Origin of the sequence: Arthrobacter sp. AG1021, assembly GCF_003633665.1 — a bacterium.
Lineage (GTDB): Bacteria > Actinomycetota > Actinomycetes > Actinomycetales > Micrococcaceae > Glutamicibacter > Glutamicibacter soli.
In genome coordinates this window covers 957,775-973,670 of record NZ_RBLB01000006.1, presented here as the reverse complement: position 1 = coordinate 973,670, position 15,896 = coordinate 957,775, and the positions used below count along the sequence as shown (strand labels likewise).

18 protein-coding genes are annotated in these 15,896 nt (G+C 67.6%); 1 reads left to right on the top strand and 17 read right to left on the bottom strand.

Features of this window, described 5'->3' with window-relative positions; translation table 11 throughout:
- Positions 1-7 precede the first annotated feature (7 nt).
- The 16 genes from DFO58_RS04775 to DFO58_RS04700 form a co-directional block, all read right to left on the bottom strand.
- Positions 8-970, bottom strand: a complete 963-nt coding sequence (locus DFO58_RS04775) for an aspartate carbamoyltransferase catalytic subunit (protein ID WP_053798114.1) — start codon at positions 968-970, stop codon at positions 8-10.
- Positions 967-1,536 carry a bifunctional pyr operon transcriptional regulator/uracil phosphoribosyltransferase PyrR gene (gene pyrR, locus DFO58_RS04770; RefSeq protein WP_047119178.1) on the bottom strand — a complete coding sequence of 190 codons (570 nt, stop codon included), beginning with the start codon at positions 1,534-1,536 and terminating at the stop codon, positions 967-969. Before pyrR ends, DFO58_RS04775 begins: the two co-directional genes overlap by 4 nt.
- Positions 1,537-1,887: 351 nt before the next feature.
- Complete coding sequence (gene nusB / locus DFO58_RS04765) at positions 1,888-2,298, bottom strand: transcription antitermination factor NusB (protein WP_047119179.1); 411 nt, start codon at positions 2,296-2,298, stop codon at positions 1,888-1,890.
- Positions 2,298-2,858 carry an elongation factor P gene (efp, locus tag DFO58_RS04760; RefSeq protein WP_047119180.1) on the bottom strand — a complete coding sequence of 187 codons (561 nt, stop codon included), beginning with the start codon at positions 2,856-2,858 and terminating at the stop codon, positions 2,298-2,300. The genes nusB and efp overlap by 1 nt, the downstream gene beginning before the upstream one ends.
- A 150-nt stretch (positions 2,859-3,008) precedes the next feature.
- Complete coding sequence (locus DFO58_RS04755; protein WP_113606281.1) at positions 3,009-3,539, bottom strand: hypothetical protein; 531 nt, start codon at positions 3,537-3,539, stop codon at positions 3,009-3,011.
- Between the two features lie 2 nt (positions 3,540-3,541).
- Entirely contained in the window at positions 3,542-4,633 is a 1,092-nt protein-coding gene (gene aroB, locus DFO58_RS04750; RefSeq protein ID WP_120989411.1) for a 3-dehydroquinate synthase, read from the bottom strand.
- Positions 4,634-4,712: 79 nt separating this feature from the next.
- Positions 4,713-5,201 carry a shikimate kinase gene (locus DFO58_RS04745; RefSeq protein WP_053798115.1) on the bottom strand — a complete coding sequence of 163 codons (489 nt, stop codon included), beginning with the start codon at positions 5,199-5,201 and terminating at the stop codon, positions 4,713-4,715.
- Positions 5,202-5,225: 24 nt separating this feature from the next.
- A complete protein-coding gene (gene aroC / locus DFO58_RS04740; protein ID WP_120989554.1) occupies positions 5,226-6,425 on the bottom strand; it encodes a chorismate synthase in 1,200 nt (399 codons plus the stop codon).
- 29 nt (positions 6,426-6,454) lie between these two features.
- A complete protein-coding gene (locus DFO58_RS04735; protein ID WP_052772374.1) occupies positions 6,455-7,342 on the bottom strand; it encodes a shikimate dehydrogenase in 888 nt (295 codons plus the stop codon).
- 75 nt (positions 7,343-7,417) lie between these two features.
- Positions 7,418-8,854: an endolytic transglycosylase MltG gene (gene mltG, locus DFO58_RS04730; protein WP_053798116.1), complete on the bottom strand. Its 1,437-nt coding sequence runs from the start codon at positions 8,852-8,854 to the stop codon at positions 7,418-7,420.
- A 46-nt stretch (positions 8,855-8,900) separates the two neighbouring features.
- The gene (gene ruvX, locus DFO58_RS04725) at positions 8,901-9,374 is read right to left on the bottom strand and encodes a Holliday junction resolvase RuvX (protein WP_047119183.1); all 474 of its coding nucleotides are present in this window, start codon (positions 9,372-9,374) and stop codon (positions 8,901-8,903) included.
- Entirely contained in the window at positions 9,367-12,057 is a 2,691-nt protein-coding gene (gene alaS, locus DFO58_RS04720) for an alanine--tRNA ligase (protein WP_047119184.1), read from the bottom strand. The genes ruvX and alaS overlap by 8 nt, the downstream gene beginning before the upstream one ends.
- A 19-nt stretch (positions 12,058-12,076) precedes the next feature.
- A complete protein-coding gene (locus tag DFO58_RS04715) occupies positions 12,077-12,286 on the bottom strand; it encodes a hypothetical protein (protein WP_047119185.1) in 210 nt (69 codons plus the stop codon).
- Positions 12,287-12,325: 39 nt separating this feature from the next.
- Positions 12,326-12,697, bottom strand: coding sequence for a DUF948 domain-containing protein (locus DFO58_RS04710; RefSeq protein WP_047119186.1), 372 nt, complete (start codon positions 12,695-12,697; stop codon positions 12,326-12,328).
- Positions 12,698-12,819: 122 nt separating this feature from the next.
- Positions 12,820-13,443 carry a 30S ribosomal protein S4 gene (gene rpsD / locus DFO58_RS04705; RefSeq protein WP_047119187.1) on the bottom strand — a complete coding sequence of 208 codons (624 nt, stop codon included), beginning with the start codon at positions 13,441-13,443 and terminating at the stop codon, positions 12,820-12,822.
- A gap of 203 nt (positions 13,444-13,646) precedes the next feature.
- A complete protein-coding gene (locus DFO58_RS04700) occupies positions 13,647-15,029 on the bottom strand; it encodes a replication-associated recombination protein A (RefSeq protein ID WP_053799407.1) in 1,383 nt (460 codons plus the stop codon).
- Positions 15,030-15,127: 98 nt separating this feature from the next.
- On the opposite strand from DFO58_RS04700, the gene dtd reads away from it, so the two are divergent.
- The gene (gene dtd / locus DFO58_RS04695) at positions 15,128-15,565 is read left to right on the top strand and encodes a D-aminoacyl-tRNA deacylase (protein ID WP_120989410.1); all 438 of its coding nucleotides are present in this window, start codon (positions 15,128-15,130) and stop codon (positions 15,563-15,565) included.
- A 3-nt stretch (positions 15,566-15,568) separates the two neighbouring features.
- Here the strand turns inward: dtd and DFO58_RS04690 are convergent, their stop codons facing one another.
- Positions 15,569-15,895, bottom strand: coding sequence for a PadR family transcriptional regulator (locus DFO58_RS04690; protein ID WP_047119190.1), 327 nt, complete (start codon positions 15,893-15,895; stop codon positions 15,569-15,571).
- Position 15,896 lies beyond the last annotated feature (1 nt).

Sequence of the window (15,896 nt, the reverse complement as noted above, 5' to 3'; positions counted from 1 at the left end):
TTCTTCCTTAGATCAGGTCGCCGGAGAGGAGCATGTAGAGGCTTGCCATGCGCACGGCCACACCGTTGGTGACCTGATCGAGCACGGTGGAGCGGGGGGAATCGGCCGCCGCGGAGGAGATCTCCAAGCCGCGGTTCATCGGGCCCGGGTGCATGATCAGCGTTTCGGCGCCGGCCGCGTCCAGCGTGCCCAGGCGGGCGTCGTCCAGCCCCCAGTAGCGCGAGTATTCGCGCGGGTTCGGGAAGTAGGCGGCCCTCATGCGCTCGCCCTGCACACGCAGCATCATCAGCGCGTCAACACCCTCGGCGATGACCTGGTCCAGGTCGTAGCTGATGGTGCACGGCCAGGACTCGGCGCCCACGGGCAGCAGGGTCGGCGGGGCGACCATGGTCACCGAGGCGCCCAGGGTGTTCAGCAGCCAGAGGTTCGAGCGGGCCACGCGGCTATGCAGGATGTCTCCGACGATCGCGACCTTCAGCCCGTCCAGGCCGAGCCCGGTGGCGGAGACCCCGCCGCGCAGGGCCAGCTGGCGGCGCAGCGTGAACGCGTCCAGCAGCGCCTGGGTCGGGTGCTCGTGGGTGCCGTCGCCGGCGTTGATGATCGGCAGGTCGATCCAGTCGGTGGCGGCCAGGCGGGCCGGGGCTCCGGAGTCCGGGTGGCGGATGACCACGGCGTCGGCGCCGATGGCCAGCAGCGTCTGCGCGGTGTCCTTCAGCGACTCGCCCTTGGACACCGAGGAGCCCTTGGCGGAGAAGTTGATGACGTCCGCGCTCAGCCGCTTGGCGGCCGCCTCGAAGGAGATGCGGGTGCGGGTGGAGTCCTCGAAAAACAGGTTCACCACAGTGCGCCCGCGCAGGGCCGGGAGCTTCTTGACCACGCGGGTTCCGGCTTCGCGCATCTCGCCGGCGATGTCGAGGATCTTGACCGCTTCCTCGCGCGAGAGGTCGGCGGTCGATAGCAGGTGTTTCATTCAGCAGCCTCGATCATCACTTCATTGGTTCCGTCGATCTCTTCCAGGTGCACGCGCACCTTCTCGCTCTTCGCGGTGGGCAGGTTCTTGCCCACGTGGTCGGCGCGGATGGGAAGTTCGCGGTGTCCGCGGTCCACCAGCACGGCCAGGCGCACGATGCGCGGGCGGCCCCAGTCGGACAGGGCGTCCAGGGCGGCGCGGATGGTCCGGCCGGAGTAGAGCACGTCGTCCACCAGCACCACGACCTTGCCGTCGATGCCGCCGGCGGGCAGCTTCGTGGGCTCTGGGGTGCGGGTGGTTGAATGACGCAGGTCATCGCGGTACAGGGTGATGTCGAGCTGTCCGACCAAGGATGCCGGATCGATGGGGGTGTCGGCGGAAGCCGCGATGCGGGCCGCCAGGCGCTGGGCTAACGGGAAGCCGCGGCGCGGGATGCCTAGGAGAACGAGGTCCTCGATGCCTTTGTTGGCCTCGATGATCTCGAAGGCCACGCGGGTCAGTACACGTTCGATGTCGTCCCCGGTAAGAACCGTACGGGCACCGTCCGACGCTGAATTTTCATTCATGCTGTGCACCTCTCCCTTCTCCGCCTCACGGGACGGTCTTAAAGGAATATTGCTACTTCAAATTATCACGGGTGAAGACCGATTCTCGAGCGCAAGGGTATGCATGAGGGTGAATACGGCGTGAATTGCGCCACGGCGTCGCAAGGCGGCGCCGCCAACCCTCGCGCAATCCCGGGCAACCTGCAGGATTCAGCGCAGTGCCGGGGGCTGTTGTCGCATTCACCACATGCCCGGCGGTGCGTTCCAGCGCTGCCGTGCGCTAGCGTCCAGGCAGCGACAGGGCATGAAAAAGCCGCAGCCCGAACCCCCGGGAACGGGGGTTCAGGCTGCGGCGTGAAGACGTGCGGAGTGCTAGTCGATCAGGGTGTCCTTGACGCTCTGGATGCGGCCCAGAACGCCGTTGACGAATTCAGGCGACTCGTCGGTGGACAGCTCGCGAACGTTGATGACCGCCTCGGACACGGCAACCGCGTCGGGCACGTCGTCGTTGTAAAGCAGTTCCCAGACGCCGATGCGCAGGGCCGCACGGTCGACGGCGGGCATGCGGTCGATGGTCCAGTCCTTGACATAGCTTTCCAGCACCTCGTCAATGCGGTCCAGATGCGCCATGACCCCTTCAAGCAGGGTCATCGAGTACTCGTTCAGGCTGATGTCGGAGTTCTCGCGGCGTGCGATGGCCACCTTGATGGGGTCAACATCGCGCGCCTCGGCCTCAAAGAGGAATTCGAGGGCGCGGCGTCGGGCTTTGGCTCGGGCTCGCACTAGTTGACACGACCCAGGTAGTCGCCGGTGCGGGTGTCGACCTTGACCTTGGTGTTCTGCTCGACGAACAGCGGCACCTGGATCTCCTTGCCGGTTTCCAGGGTGGCTGGCTTGGTGCCGGCCGAGGAGCGGTCGCCCTGCAGGCCCGGCTCGGTGTAGGTGATCTCCAGGACCACGGAGGCAGGCAGTTCCAGGTACAGCGGGCTGCCGTCGTGCATGGCGATGGTCAGTTCCTGGTTTTCCAGCATGTAGCCTGCGGCGTCGCCCACGGTGGCGCCGGCGACGGTGATCTGGTCGTAGTCGTCCAGGTTCATGAAGACGAAGTCTTCGCCGTCCTGGTAGAGGTACTGGTAGTCGCGGCGGTCGACGGTGGCCAGCTCGATCTTGGTGCCGGCATTGTAGGTCTTGTCCAGAACCTTGCCCGAGATGACGTTGCGCATCTTGGTGCGGACGAACGCGCCGCCCTTGCCCGGCTTCACGTGCTGGAAGTCGATGATGGTCCACAGCTGGCCGTCGATCTTGATGACCTGGCCGTTTTTGATGTCGGTTGTATCCGCCACGGTTCCTCAATCCTCTATTTTCGCCTGCGCAGGGCCGGCATTGTCAAAAATCCATTGACCAGTTTACCCCATCAGGGGCCCGCTGGCGTGTGTTCGTGCGGTGGCGCGCATTACGCGCGACCGCGCAGCGCCCGTTCGGGGCACTGGCGGCTACGCTGCGGCGCGTTCCTCGGCGATCTGCAGGCAGGTGCTCGAGGCGTTGACCAGGTAGGCGTCGTCGTTCATGGCGATGCGCTGCTCCATGGCCTTGCGGAAACGGGTCGCGGCGGCCTTGTAGTCGCCCTTCGCGAAGAAGCTGAAACCGAGGTGCTGGTGCATCAGCGGCTCGTAGAAGGTGCCGGCGAACTCCTCGGCCAGCTTGCGCAGACGGTTGATCGCGCGGTCGAAGTTGCCCTGCATGCGGGTCAGCTCGGTGTCCAGCACACGCAAATGGGCGTTCGTCGGATCCAGCAGGCGCGATTCGGCGATCAGCTCGCCGGCCGCGGCTAGTTCGCCGCGGGCCAGCAGGATGACGACCCGGTCGGTCGGCGAACCGACCTGCATCTGCTGCTCGGCGGCTTCCGCGTCGGCGATGTACGGCTTGAGAGTTTCAGGATCGATCAACACGCCGTTGATCGAGGTGCCGACGCCCTCGCGGTTCACCGATGCGACGTCGATGGCGTATGCGGTGTAGTCGCCCATGCTTATTCCCCGATTTCCTGGTAGGCCGCGAAGAGCAGCGAACTGTCCGGCACTTCGTAGATGCGTGGACGGCCGATGTCCTCCAGCACCACGAAGCGCAGCTGGCTGCCGCGCGCCTTCTTGTCGCGCTTCATGCCGTCCAGCAGCGAAGCCCAGCGGTCGTTGCGGTAGGTGGTCGGCAGCCCCAGGGATTTCAGTATGCTCTGGTGGCGGTCGGCGACCGCGTCGGAGGTGTAGCCCACCGAGCGGCCCAGCTCCGCGGCGAAGCACAGGCCGATGGAGACCGCTGCGCCATGGCGCATCTGGTAGCGCTCGGCCAGCTCGATGGCGTGGGCCAGGGTGTGGCCGTAGTTCAGGAATTCGCGGTCGCCCGATTCCTTCAGGTCGCGGGAGACCACCTCGGCCTTCACCGCGATGGTGCGTTCGATCAGCTCGCGCAGGCGCTCGCTGGAAGGGTCGATCGCGTCCTGGGGGTCCTCTTCGATGAGTTCCAGGATGCGCTCGTCGGCGATGAAGCCGGTCTTCACGATCTCGGCCATGCCGGTGACAAGTTCGTTCTTCGGCAAGGTGGCCAGCGCATCCAGATCGGCCAGCACGGCGGCCGGCGGATGGAAGGCGCCGACGAGGTTCTTGCCCTCGGCGGTGTTGATGCCGGTCTTGCCGCCCACGGCGGCGTCGACCATGGCCAGCAGCGAGGTCGGGATGTGGACGACCTTCACGCCGCGCAGCCAGGTGGCTGCCACGAAGCCGGCGACGTCGGTGACGGCGCCGCCGCCTACCGAGACGATGGCGTCGGAGCGGGTGAAGTCGTTCTTGCCCAGGACTTCCCAGCAGAAGGAGGCGACCTGGATGTGCTTGCCCTCTTCGGCATCCGGGATCTCCGCGGTCAGCGCTTCGAGGCCGGCCTTGGCCAGGTCGTCACGCACCACGTCGCCGGTGGCCCGAAGCGCGCGGGGGTGGATCACCAGGACCTTCTTGACTGCGGGCCCGAGCAGCTCGGGCAGCTGGGCCAGCAATCCGGTGCCGACCAGGACGGGATAGGATTCCGCCGGGGTGGTTCCGGTGACCTGCAGTGTGGTTGGTGCTAAAGGCATCAGTTTAAAACCTCCTGATGGTGCTGATTTTTCAAGCGTAGCCCTGCACACGGGCAGATATGCCATCTCGTGGCACTAATCACATACGCCCAAGTCGGGCCGCGATCTCTTCGACAATTTGTAGAACTGGCTTGCCGTCGACCAATACGCGCACGTCAGCGATTGATTCGTAAATGTCCTTGCGGGCCGCCAGCAGCGTCTTCCAGGCGTTGAGTGCCTGATCACCTGCCAGAAGCGGACGGGTGGAGTCGCCCTTGATGCGCGCGGCGGCGCCGTCGGCGGTCATCTCCAGGTAGACCACGGTGCCGCCGGCCAGGACCTTGCGGTTCGACTCGCGCAGCACCGCGCCTCCCCCGGTGGCGATGACGCCCTCGGGGACGCCCGCCAGGGTTTCCTCTTCCAGGTCGCGGAAGCGCTGCTCGCCGTGGGCGGCGAAGATGGAGGCGATGGAGCCGTGGGCGGCGACGATGAGCTCGTCGGTGTCCACGAAGGGCAGCGACAGCGCGGCGGCCAGCGACTTGCCCACGGTGGACTTGCCGCTGGCCATCGGGCCAATGAGGTAGATCATGCGGTTGTTGTTCCTCGGGCGCGCCTAGACGCCAGTCGATTCCAGGCTGTCCGGGATGCTGGCCAGGTAGGTGTCGATGTTGCGCTTGGTCTCGGTCACCGAATCGCCGCCGAACTTCTCCAGCAGCGACTGGGCCAGCACCAGGGCGACCATGGCCTCGGCGACGACACCGGCGGCCGGCACGGCGCAGACGTCCGAACGCTGGTGGTGCGCGGTGGCGTCCTCGCCGGTGGCGGTGTCCACGGTGCGCAGGGCGCGCGGGACGGTGGCGATCGGTTTCATGGCCGCGCGCACGCGCAGCACCTCGCCGATGCTCATGCCGCCCTCGATGCCGCCGGCGCGGTTCGAGGCGCGCCGGATGGTGCCGTCGTCGCCGCGCACGATCTCATCGTGGGCCGCGGAGCCGCGCCGGGCAGCGGTGGCGAAGCCGTCGCCGACTTCCACGCCCTTGATGGCCTGGATGCCCATCAGGGCCCCGGCCAGGCGCGCGTCCAAGCGGCGGTCCCAGTGCACGTAGGAGCCGATGCCCGGGGGCAGGTGGTAGGCGAGCACCTCGACCACGCCGCCGAGGGTCTCCCCCGCCTTGTGCGCGTCGTCGACCTCGGCCACCATCGCGGCGGAGGTCTCCTTATCGAAGCAGCGCAGCGGATCGTCGTCCAGGGCCGCGACGTCCGCGGCGGTGGGCAGGGCAGCGTCCTGCGGTGCGGACACCGCGCCGACGGCGGTGGTGTGGGAGACGAGCTGGATGCCCAGGTCGGCCAGGAAGCGGGAGGCCACCTCACCCAGGGCGACGCGGGCCGCGGTTTCGCGGGCGCTGGCGCGCTCGAGCACCGGGCGGGCGTCGTCGAAGCCGTACTTCTGCATGCCGGTGAAATCGGCGTGCCCCGGGCGCGGGCGGGTCAGCGGCGCGTTGCGGGCCATCGAAGCCAGCTCGTCCAGGTCGACCGGATCGGCGCTCATCACCTTCTGCCACTTGGGCCATTCGGTGTTGCCGATCTCGATCGCGATCGGGCCGCCCTGGGTCTTGCCGTGGCGCACGCCGCCGAGGAAGGTGACCTGGTCCTTTTCAAACTTCATCCGGGCGCCGCGGCCATAGCCGAGGCGCCGGCGCGCGAGGGCATCGCGCACTGCTTCACTGTCCACCGAGACTCCGGCGGGCAGACCTTCAAGAATTCCTACAAGGGCGGGGCCATGAGATTCGCCCGCGGTCAACCAACGCAACATGTCCACCATTTTGCCATGACCTGCACGCATTAACCGTGTCGATGAAGCCCCAGGGAGTCATACATCGCATTTGTGACGTTCTCGCGCTGCGCCTGATCGAAGTCGATGCGGCTGAAGGCCCGGGCCTGCTCGACCGCCTGGTGCACCAGCATGTGCAGCCCGGAAATGATGGTTCCGCCCCAGGACGAGGCGAGTGCCGAGGGCCACGGATCATAGGCGACATCCAGCAGGATGCCGGCGCCGGGGCCGAGCTTGTGAATCCAGCCGTCCGCGGCGCGCGGAGGCAGGGTGCTGAACACCAGCTCGTCCTGCTCGACCGCCTGGCCGTCCAGTGCGGAGATCTCCAGCACCTGCGGCTCGATGCCCAGCGAGCTGGCCAGGGCGGTGGCGCGGTTCGCTCGGGAGGCGTCGCGCACGATCAGCTTCAGCCGCCGGGCGCCGAGCTCGGCGCAGGCCTCGATGGCGGCCAGCGCGGTATTGCCCGACCCGAGGATCGTGGGCTGCTCGCAGCGCGTGAGCCCGAAGTCCGCCAGCGCGAGCACCAGCCCGTCCACGTCGGTGTTCTGCCCGAACAGGGTCCCGTCCTCGCGCACGACGATGGTGTTCAGCGCGCCGAGCCGGGCCACGCGGTCGGAGAGCTCGTCCATGTAGGGCACGAACACGTCCTTCAGCGGCATGGTCACCGAGCAGCCGGCCCATCCCCCGGCGCGCACGCGGGCGATGTGCTCGGCGGCCTGCGCGGGGTCCAGCTCGATCGCCTCGTAGCGCACGGGCGCGCCGAGCAGCTCATAGGCCGCGCGGTGCAGCACCGGCGACTTGGAATGCCCGATGGGTTTGCCCAGCACGGCTGCCTGCAGCGGCTGGATCGGCTGGTTGTCCTGCGGCTTGTCCTGCGGCGGCTGCGCTGGGTGCACCATGGCGTGTCCCGGATCTTTCTGCCCCGGGCCCGGTGCGCGCGGGGGCGCGGCGGGCAGCGGGGCCGCTTGGAGGGGTTATTGGCAGACGTCGGCGTTCGCGGCGCACCAGGCGCGGAATTCGGCCTGGTTCTGCTGGTGCTCGGCGTAGGTGGCGGCGAACTTGGTTTCGCCGGTCTGCGTATTGACCGTGACCCAGTAGTAGTAGTCGTTCGGCGCGGGGTTCACCGCGGCCTTGATCGCGTCGTTGCTGGGCGAGCCGATGGGGGTGGGCGGCAGCCCGGGGTGCACGTAGGTGTTGTACGCGTTGGACTTGTCCGCGCGCTCCTCGGCGCTGAACTGCAGGGTGTAGCGGTCCAGCCCGTAGATCACCGCGGAGTCGACCTGCAGCAGCCCGTGGGTTTCGGTGTTGTCCTTGTGCAGGCGGTTCTCGATCGCGCCGGCGACGGCTGGGTAGTCGTTTACGGTGGCCTCGGCCTGCATGATCGAGGCGACCTTCAGGGCGCGGTAGCCCTTGGACAGGTCGGGCTCACCGGCGGCCTTCAGCGACTTCTTGGTCGCGTCGACCAGCGACTGCAGCACCTTCTGCGCGCTGGTGTCCAGCGCGAAGCGGTATTCGCCCGGGTGCAGCCAGCCTTCGAGGTTCTTCACCTCGGCGGGCAGGCCGAACTTCTGGGGCTGCGCGGCGAGCTTGGTCAGCTCGGCCAGTTCCAGGCCCGAGCCCTTGGCGATCTCCTCCAGCGCCGCCGGCATCCGAAGGTTCGCCTTCAGCGCGACGTAGAAGACCTTGTCCGGCTTGTTGTTGATGAGCTCGCCGGCGGCGTCCGCGGCGCGCATCTGCTTCTTGAGCAGGTAGTTGCCCGGGTGGATGACCTTGCTGGGCGCGGTGGACTGCTCCACGGCCTGGGCGAAGAGCTTGTCGCTGGAGACGACGTCCAGCTCCTCGAGCTTGCGGGAGATGACCTGCACACCCCAGCCGTCCTCGACGGTGAATTCAACCGCTTCCCCGCCGGGGCCGGGGTAGTCGTCCGGGTTGAACTGCTTGAGCACTGACTTCACGGTCAGCACCGAGCCGGCGACTACCAGCGCGAACACCAGCACCACGGCGAGCATCACCAAGTTGCGGCGGCGTTTGGTGCGCTTGCGGCGCTGCTTCTTGCCGGCCTCGGCCTGCGCGTCCAGCGGTTCCCCGACCAGGTCCGCGGCGGGCGCCGAACCCCCGGCGTAGTCGTCGTAGGACTGCTCGTTGCGCGGCTGCTGTTCGGGGTCTGCCGCCTGGCCCTCGGCGGGCGCGGCGACTGGAATGTACTCGGTGGCCGGCTGGGCGCCGGAGGCACCCGCGGTGCCGGAAGTTTCCGGGTCGACCGGCTGCAGCTGGTAGTAGCCCAGCCCGGTCAGCTCCGGCGCGGAGGGGGCGGCGAGAGGGTCCGGATGCGAGGACGAGCCCGCGGCGAAACGCTCGTACAGCGCCCGTTGGGTGGCGCGCTGCCGTTCGGCGCGGGTCGTCTCTCGCATCAACTCTCTTTTCTCCGGTGGGTTCCCGGGTTGCCGGGTTCGGGCGCTACTTCAGCACCACGCGGCTTGCCTGCACACGCACGCTGTTGCGTCGCATGTCCAGCACCTGCTGCAGGATCTCGATCGCGGCGGCCTGGTCGACGACCTCGCGGTGCGAAGCCATCTTCTTGCCTGAGGCATGCAGCGCACGGTGGGCGCTGACGCTGCTCAGGCGCTCGTCGACCAGGAAAACCTCAACCTCGATGCTAGCCGCATTTGCCTCTTCGACCAAGGCAATGGCGTAGTCACGTGCCATTTTGGTGGATTCCGTGGCGTTCCCGGACAGGGCCTTGGGTTCGCCGATGTAGACCTCGGACACACCGCGGTCCACGATCATGCGCAGCAGCAGGCGGCGGTCGGAGTTCTTCTTCGCGTCGCGGCGCAGCGTCATCACCGGGGTGGCGAGCAAGCCCGAGGGGTCGGAGACGGCGACGCCGACGCGGGCCAGGCCCACGTCGACGCCGAGCGCGATGCTAGCCATTGGCCAGCGCCGCGCGGATCGCGTCCAGGGCGTCGTCGATGCGCGAAGCATCCTGCCCGCCGCCCTGGGCCATGTCGTCCTTGCCGCCGCCGCCGCCGCCGAGCACGCCGGTGGCGGTGCGCACCAGCGCGCCGGCCTTGAAGCCGTTGGCGCGGGCTTCCTCGTTGGTCACCGCGAGCACCAGCGGGCGACCGTTGGACACGCCGATCAGCACGATCACCGCGGCGTCCGAACCCAGCTTGCCGCGCAGGTCAAGGGCCATGGTGCGCAGTGCATCGGCCGAATCGACCGCGCCGGCGTTGTGCGCCAGCAGGCGGGTGGCGCCGATGGTGACGACCTTCTCCAGCAGCTGCGCGGACTGCGCGAGCATCGCGGCGCTCTTGAGCTCCGCAATCTGCTTCTCCGCTGCCTTCAGCTTGGCCACGGTCTCGTTCACGCGCTCGGAGACCTGGTTGCTCGGCACGCGGAACAGGCCCGAGAGCTCGGAGACCAGGGCGCGCTCGGCGGCACCGTGGCGGAACGCCTCCATGCCCACCAGCGCCTCGACGCGGCGGTTGCCCGAGCCCACGGAGGCCTCGGAGAGCAGGGTCAGCTGGCCGATGCGGGCGGTGGAGTCCACGTGGGTGCCGCCGCACAGCTCGCGCGACCAGGCGCCGTTCATCTCCACCACGCGCACGTCGTTGGAGTACTTCTCGCCGAACAGGCTCATCGCCCCCAGCTTCTTCGCCTCGGCCAGCGCCATCTCGTTGGTGACGACCTGGTGGTTGGCGGCGATCGCCAGGTTCACGACCTCTTCGACCTCGCTGCGGGCGGACGTCGACAGGGCCTCGGCCCAGGAGAAGTCGAAGCGCAGGTAGCCTGCCTTGTTGAAGGAACCGGCCTGGGTGGCGGTGTCCCCCAGCAGCTGGCGCAACGCGGCGTGCACCAGGTGGGTGGCCGAGTGCGCCTGCTCGCCGGAGTGGCGGCGGATCGCGTCGACCTGGGTGCGCACCAGCGCCTCGGCGGGCAGCTCGCCCTCGCGCACGATCACCTTGTGCACGTTCAGGCCCTTGACCGGGGCCTGCACGTCGGTGACCTCCAGCACGAAGCCGTCGCCGGTGATCAGGCCGACATCTCCGGCCTGGCCGCCGGACTCGGCGTAGAACGGGGTCTCCTCCAGCACCAGGTCGATTTCCTGGCCCTGCTCGGCGAACGGCACCACGGCGCCGTCGCGGATGATGCCGCGGATCTTCGACTCGCCGGCCAGGGTGTCGTAGCCGGTGAAGTGCACATGGCCGGCCTCGGCCAGCGCGGTGTACACCGACAGGTCGGCGTGGCCCGACTTCTTGGCCTTGGCGTCCTTCTGGGCGCGGGTGCGCTGCTCGTTCATGAGCTCGCGGAAGCGCGCCTCGTCGACCGCCAGGCCCGCCTCGGAGGCGATCTCCAAGGTCAGGTCGATCGGGAAGCCGTAGGTGTCGTGCAGCGCGAACGCGTCGTCGCCCGAGAGGTCGTGGCCCTCTGCCTTGGCATGGGTCAGCGCTTCGTCCAGACGGGTGGTGCCCGAGGCGATGGTGCGGCGGAAAGCGCGCTCCTCGGCGTAGGCGATGCGGGCGATGCGCTCGAAGTCCTCTTCAACGATCGGGTAGACGCCCTTCATGGCGTCGCGGGAGACCGGCAGCAGCTCGGGAAGCACCTCGGTGTCCACGCCCATCAGGCGCATGGCGCGCACGGCGCGGCGGATCAGGCGGCGCAGCACGTAGCCGCGGCCTTCGTTGCCCGGGGTGACGCCGTCGGAGATCAGCATCAGCGAGGAGCGGATGTGGTCGGCGATCATGCGCAGGCGCACGTCGTTGGCGTGGTTCGGATCCTCGGGATCCTCGGTGGAGGTGTAAGTGATCGCGGCGAGTTCCGCGGCCTTGTCCAGCACCGGGCGGACCTGGTCGGTCTCGTACATGTTCTCGACGCCCTGCAGGATCATCGCCAGGCGCTCCAGGCCCAGGCCGGTGTCGATGTTGCGCTTGGGCAGTTCGCCGGCCACGTCGAAGTCGGTCTTCGAGCGCACCGCCGAGAGCTGGTACTGCATGAACACGAGGTTCCAGATCTCGATGTAGCGGGTCTCGTCGACCGCCGGGCCGCCCTCCTGGCCGTACTCGGCGCCGCGGTCGTAGTAGATCTCCGAGCAGGGGCCGCCGGGGCCGGGCTGGCCGGTGTTCCAGTAGTTGTCTTCCTTGCCGGTGCCGACGACGCGCTCGCGCGGCAGGCCGATTTCCTCTTCCCAGATGCGGCGGGCCTCGAGGTCCTTCTCGTCGCCGTCCTCGTAGACGGTGACCCACAGGCGGTCCTTCTCCAGGCCGTAGCCGCCGTCCTCGAGGCTGTTGGTCAGCAGCTCCCAGGCGAAGTGGATGGCTTCCTTCTTGAAGTAGTCGCCGAAGGAGAAGTTGCCGCACATCTGGAAGAAGGTGCCGTGGCGCACGGTCTTGCCGACTTCTTCGATGTCACCGGTGCGGATGCACTTCTGCACCGAGGTGGCGCGAGTGTACGGCGGCTCTTCGCGCGCGGTCAGGTAAGGGATGAACGGGACCATGCCGGCCACCGTGAACAGCAAGGACGGGTCGGCCGAGACCAGCGAGGCGCTGGGCACGGCGGTGTGGCCCTTGGAGACGAAAAAGTCGACCCATCGACGGGCAATTTCCTGCGTTTTCATCGTGTTACGGATGATCCCTTCATTTAGCTGAGTCCACGCCGAGGGCGGAACGTAATTCTTCTTCGCGTGCATGCATTGCGGTGCTGAATGCCTGCGCGATCTCCGAGACGCGGTCGGCGTACTTGCCGACCTGGCGGTTCAGGGCCGCCCCGGAGGAAACTTCGGTGTATTTTTTGGACGCCAGCACGCCAATGCCGACGCCGATCGAAACCCACAAGAGCTTTTTCATTCTAGTCTCCTTGCCTGAGAGGCAGTTGGTCGTCTGCGGTTAGCGGCTGCGGCGGGCCTTGCCTGAGGGCTTGGAGTTCATCGCGGCCTTGACGCCCTCGGTGAAGGCGGCGACCTTGATCAGCGGTTTGCCGACGGTGGCGGCGACCAGGGAGGACAGCGCCGAGACGTTGGCGGTGGCGTCGGAGACGTTGGAGGTGATCGCGTCGACCTTCTTGAGCTGGTCGTTCGTGGTCGCGACGGTGTTGGTGACCTCGCCGATCAACGGGGTGGTTCCGTCTGCCAGGTCCTTGATCGAGTTGCGCAGCTCGTCGAACACCTTGCCCAACTTGATGATCGGCACCGCGAGGATTGCCACCAATATGACGAACGCTCCAGCGGCGATGAGCCCTGCGATATCCGAACCCGACATGTGCTTCCTCTTCTGCTTGGGTTTTTGCTGCCAGTCCACCTTATCGAAGTGTGAGCCTGAACAGGTAGTTAAGCGGATGGCCCGCAACCGGAAATCGGTTGCGGGCCATCTGGCGCACGGGTTTAGCGTGCGTAGTACTCGACCACGAGGTTCTCTTCGCAGGTCACCGGGATCTCGGCGCGCTCAGGAGCGCGCAGGAAGGTGGCCTGGAGGGATTCCAGCTTGACGTCCAGGTAGGCAGGAACGGCTGGCAGCACCTGTGCGTGCTCGCCGGCTGCGGCCATCTGGAACGGAACCATCTTCTCGCTCTTCTCGTGAACGTGGATCAGCTGACCCGGCTTCACGCGGAACGATGGGCGGTCCACGCGCTGGCCGTTGACCAGGATGTGGCGGTGCACTACCAGCTGGCGGGCCTGCTGGATGGTGCGGGCGAAGCCGGCACGCAGAACGAGGGCATCCAGGCGGGACTCGAGCAGAGCCAGCAGGTTGTCACCGGTCTGGCCGCCGAGGCGCTTGGCTTCCTTGAAGGCGTTGAGCATCTGTACTTCGCGGATGCCGTACTGGGCGCGCAGACGCTGCTTCTCGCGCAGACGCACTGCGTAGTCGCTGTCCTGCTTCTTGCGGGCGCGGCCATGCTGACCTGGACCGTACGGACGACGCTCCATGTACTTTTCAGCTTTAGGGGTCAGGGCAAGGCCGAGGGCGCGCGAGAGGCGCACGGTACGGCGGGCACGGGCATTAGCCATTGATGTGTCCTTTTCATTTAAGCGACGGAGTCTACTGGCCTCCCGGACGGAGAGTGCTTGGGCGTCGCGTCCCGATGAAACACTGCAACCGCATAGGCCCCGGTCGCCCGGGGAGAATGCGGCTTGCCAGCCAAAGTTCAAGTTTACACGAATGAGCCTGCGCCCGCGGTGAGGTTTGCCCCACATCCGCGGCCGGGCGGAGCTCAGCGTTTGCGGCGCGGGTCCTTGGCCCGGATGATCTCGCGCAGCCGGGACAGCCTGGCGCCGATGGTCTTCTCCGCCCCGTTGGCGGTGGGCGTGTAGTAGTTGGTGCCAAGCAGGTCGTCGGGCAGGTACTGCTGGGAGGCGATCGAATGCGGGGCGTCGTGGGCGTAGAGGTAGCCGGTGCCGTGGCCCAGCGCCGTGGCGCCCGGATAGTGGGCGTCGCGCAGATGGTCGGGGACCAGCGAGCCGCGGCCCTCGTTCACGTCGGCCAGCGCGGCGTTGATCGCGTTGTACGAGGCGTTGGACTTCGGAGCGGTGGCCAGGTGCACGGTGGCTTGGCCGAGCATGATGCGCGCCTCTGGCATGCCGGTCAGCGCCACGGACTGGGCGGTGGCCACCGCCAGCGGCAGCGCGGTGGGATCGGCCATGCCGACGTCCTCGCTGGCGGAGATCATTAGGCGGCGGGCGATGAAGCGCGGGTCCTCCCCCGCGGCCAGCATGCGCGCCAGGTAGTGCAGGGCCGCGTCCACGTCCGAGCCGCGGATCGACTTGATGAACGCGGAGATGATGTCGTAGTGCTGGTCGCCGTCCTTGTCGTACCGCTGCACGGCCTGGTCCATGGCCAGGTGCACGTGGGAAGCCTCGACCTGCACCGGCGGCGCCACGTCCTTGCCCGCGGCGTTCCAGGCGACGGCGCCGGCGGCCTCCAGCACGGTGAGCACGCGCCGGGCATCGCCCTGGGCCAGCCGGACGATCGCCTCGCGCTGCTCGGGATCCAGTGCGACCTGGCCGTCGAAACCGCGCTCGTCGGACACGGCCCGGTCCACCAGCTCGGCCAGGTCCGCGTCGGTCAGCGGGCGCAGGGTCAGCAGCAGCGAGCGCGAGAGCAGCGGGGAGATGACGGAGAAGGAGGGATTTTCGGTGGTGGCGGCGACCAGCACGACCACGCGGTTCTCCACCCCGGGCAGCAAGGCGTCCTGCTGGGCCTTGTTGAAGCGGTGGATCTCGTCGAGGAACAGCACCGTGGTGACCCCGCGCAAATCGCGGTCGTCCTTGGCCTGCTCGATGACCCGGCGCACGTCCTTGACCCCTGCGGTGATCGCGGAGAGCTCGACGAACTTGCGATCGGTGGCGCGGGCGATCACGTGGGCGATGGTGGTTTTGCCGATGCCCGGCGGGCCGTAGAGGATCACGCTGGCGGGCCCTGCCGGTCCGGTTTCCGGGTGCTCGGCCAGCTGGCGCAGCGGCGAGCCGGGGCCGAGCAGGTGCTGCTGGCCGACCAGCTCGTCCAGGGTGCGCGGGCGCATGCGCACCGCCAGCGGCGGACGCGGCCGATTGATTGCGCCTTCGCTGCGCGCGGCGGCAAAGTCATCGTCATCCAGGGCATCGAACAAATCGCTCACCCACCCAGCCTAGCGATACTCTGGAGGCTGCGCCCGCACGCCGGGCGCCGCCACCCCGCCGCTTTGGAAAGGATCACATGCGCGCCGTCATCCAGGTCGCCAGCACCGCCCACGTCGAGGTCGAGGAATCGATCGTCGGCGAACTGCCCTCCCCGGGGCTGGTGGTCCTGCTCGGGGTCACCCACGAGGACGACGAGGCGACCGCGCGCAAGGTCGCGGAGAAGATCTGGCGCCTGCGCATCCTCCAGGACGAGGCCAGCGCCGAGTCGACGAACGCGCCGCTGCTGGTGATCAGCCAGTTCACGCTGTACGCCTCGGTGCGCAAGGGCCGGCGCCCCTCGTGGTCCGCCGCCGCGCCGGGAGCGGTGAGCGAACCGCTGTACGAGTACTTCGTAGGCTGCCTGCGCCAGCTCGGGGCGCATGTGGAAACGGGGCGCTTCGGGGAAATGATGAACGTGTCGCTGGTGAACTCCGGGCCGATGACGATCATCGTGGATTCGGTGGACTTGGCGTAGTTCTCAGTTTTCACCCACGACAAGCTTGGCGAAGTCCGCAAAGAGCCGCAGCTGCCGGGCGAGCTGTTCCCGCCCTGCCGGTGTCAGCTCGTAGACCTTGCGTCCAGGTCCGCCCTGGCCTTCTTCCCACGTCGTGCTCACTGCTCCGGAAGCTTCGAGTTTTGCCAGCGCGGGATAGAGCGCTGCACCCTTGGGCGGGTCGAATCCCCCGGCGGCCAATGCCTTGGCAATTGCATAGCCATGGGCGGGACCGTTCTCGAGCTGGGTCAGCAGCAGCGTTGGCAGCACGGCTCGCTGCCAACCGGCAGGAAAATGTGAATTGCTTGTCATG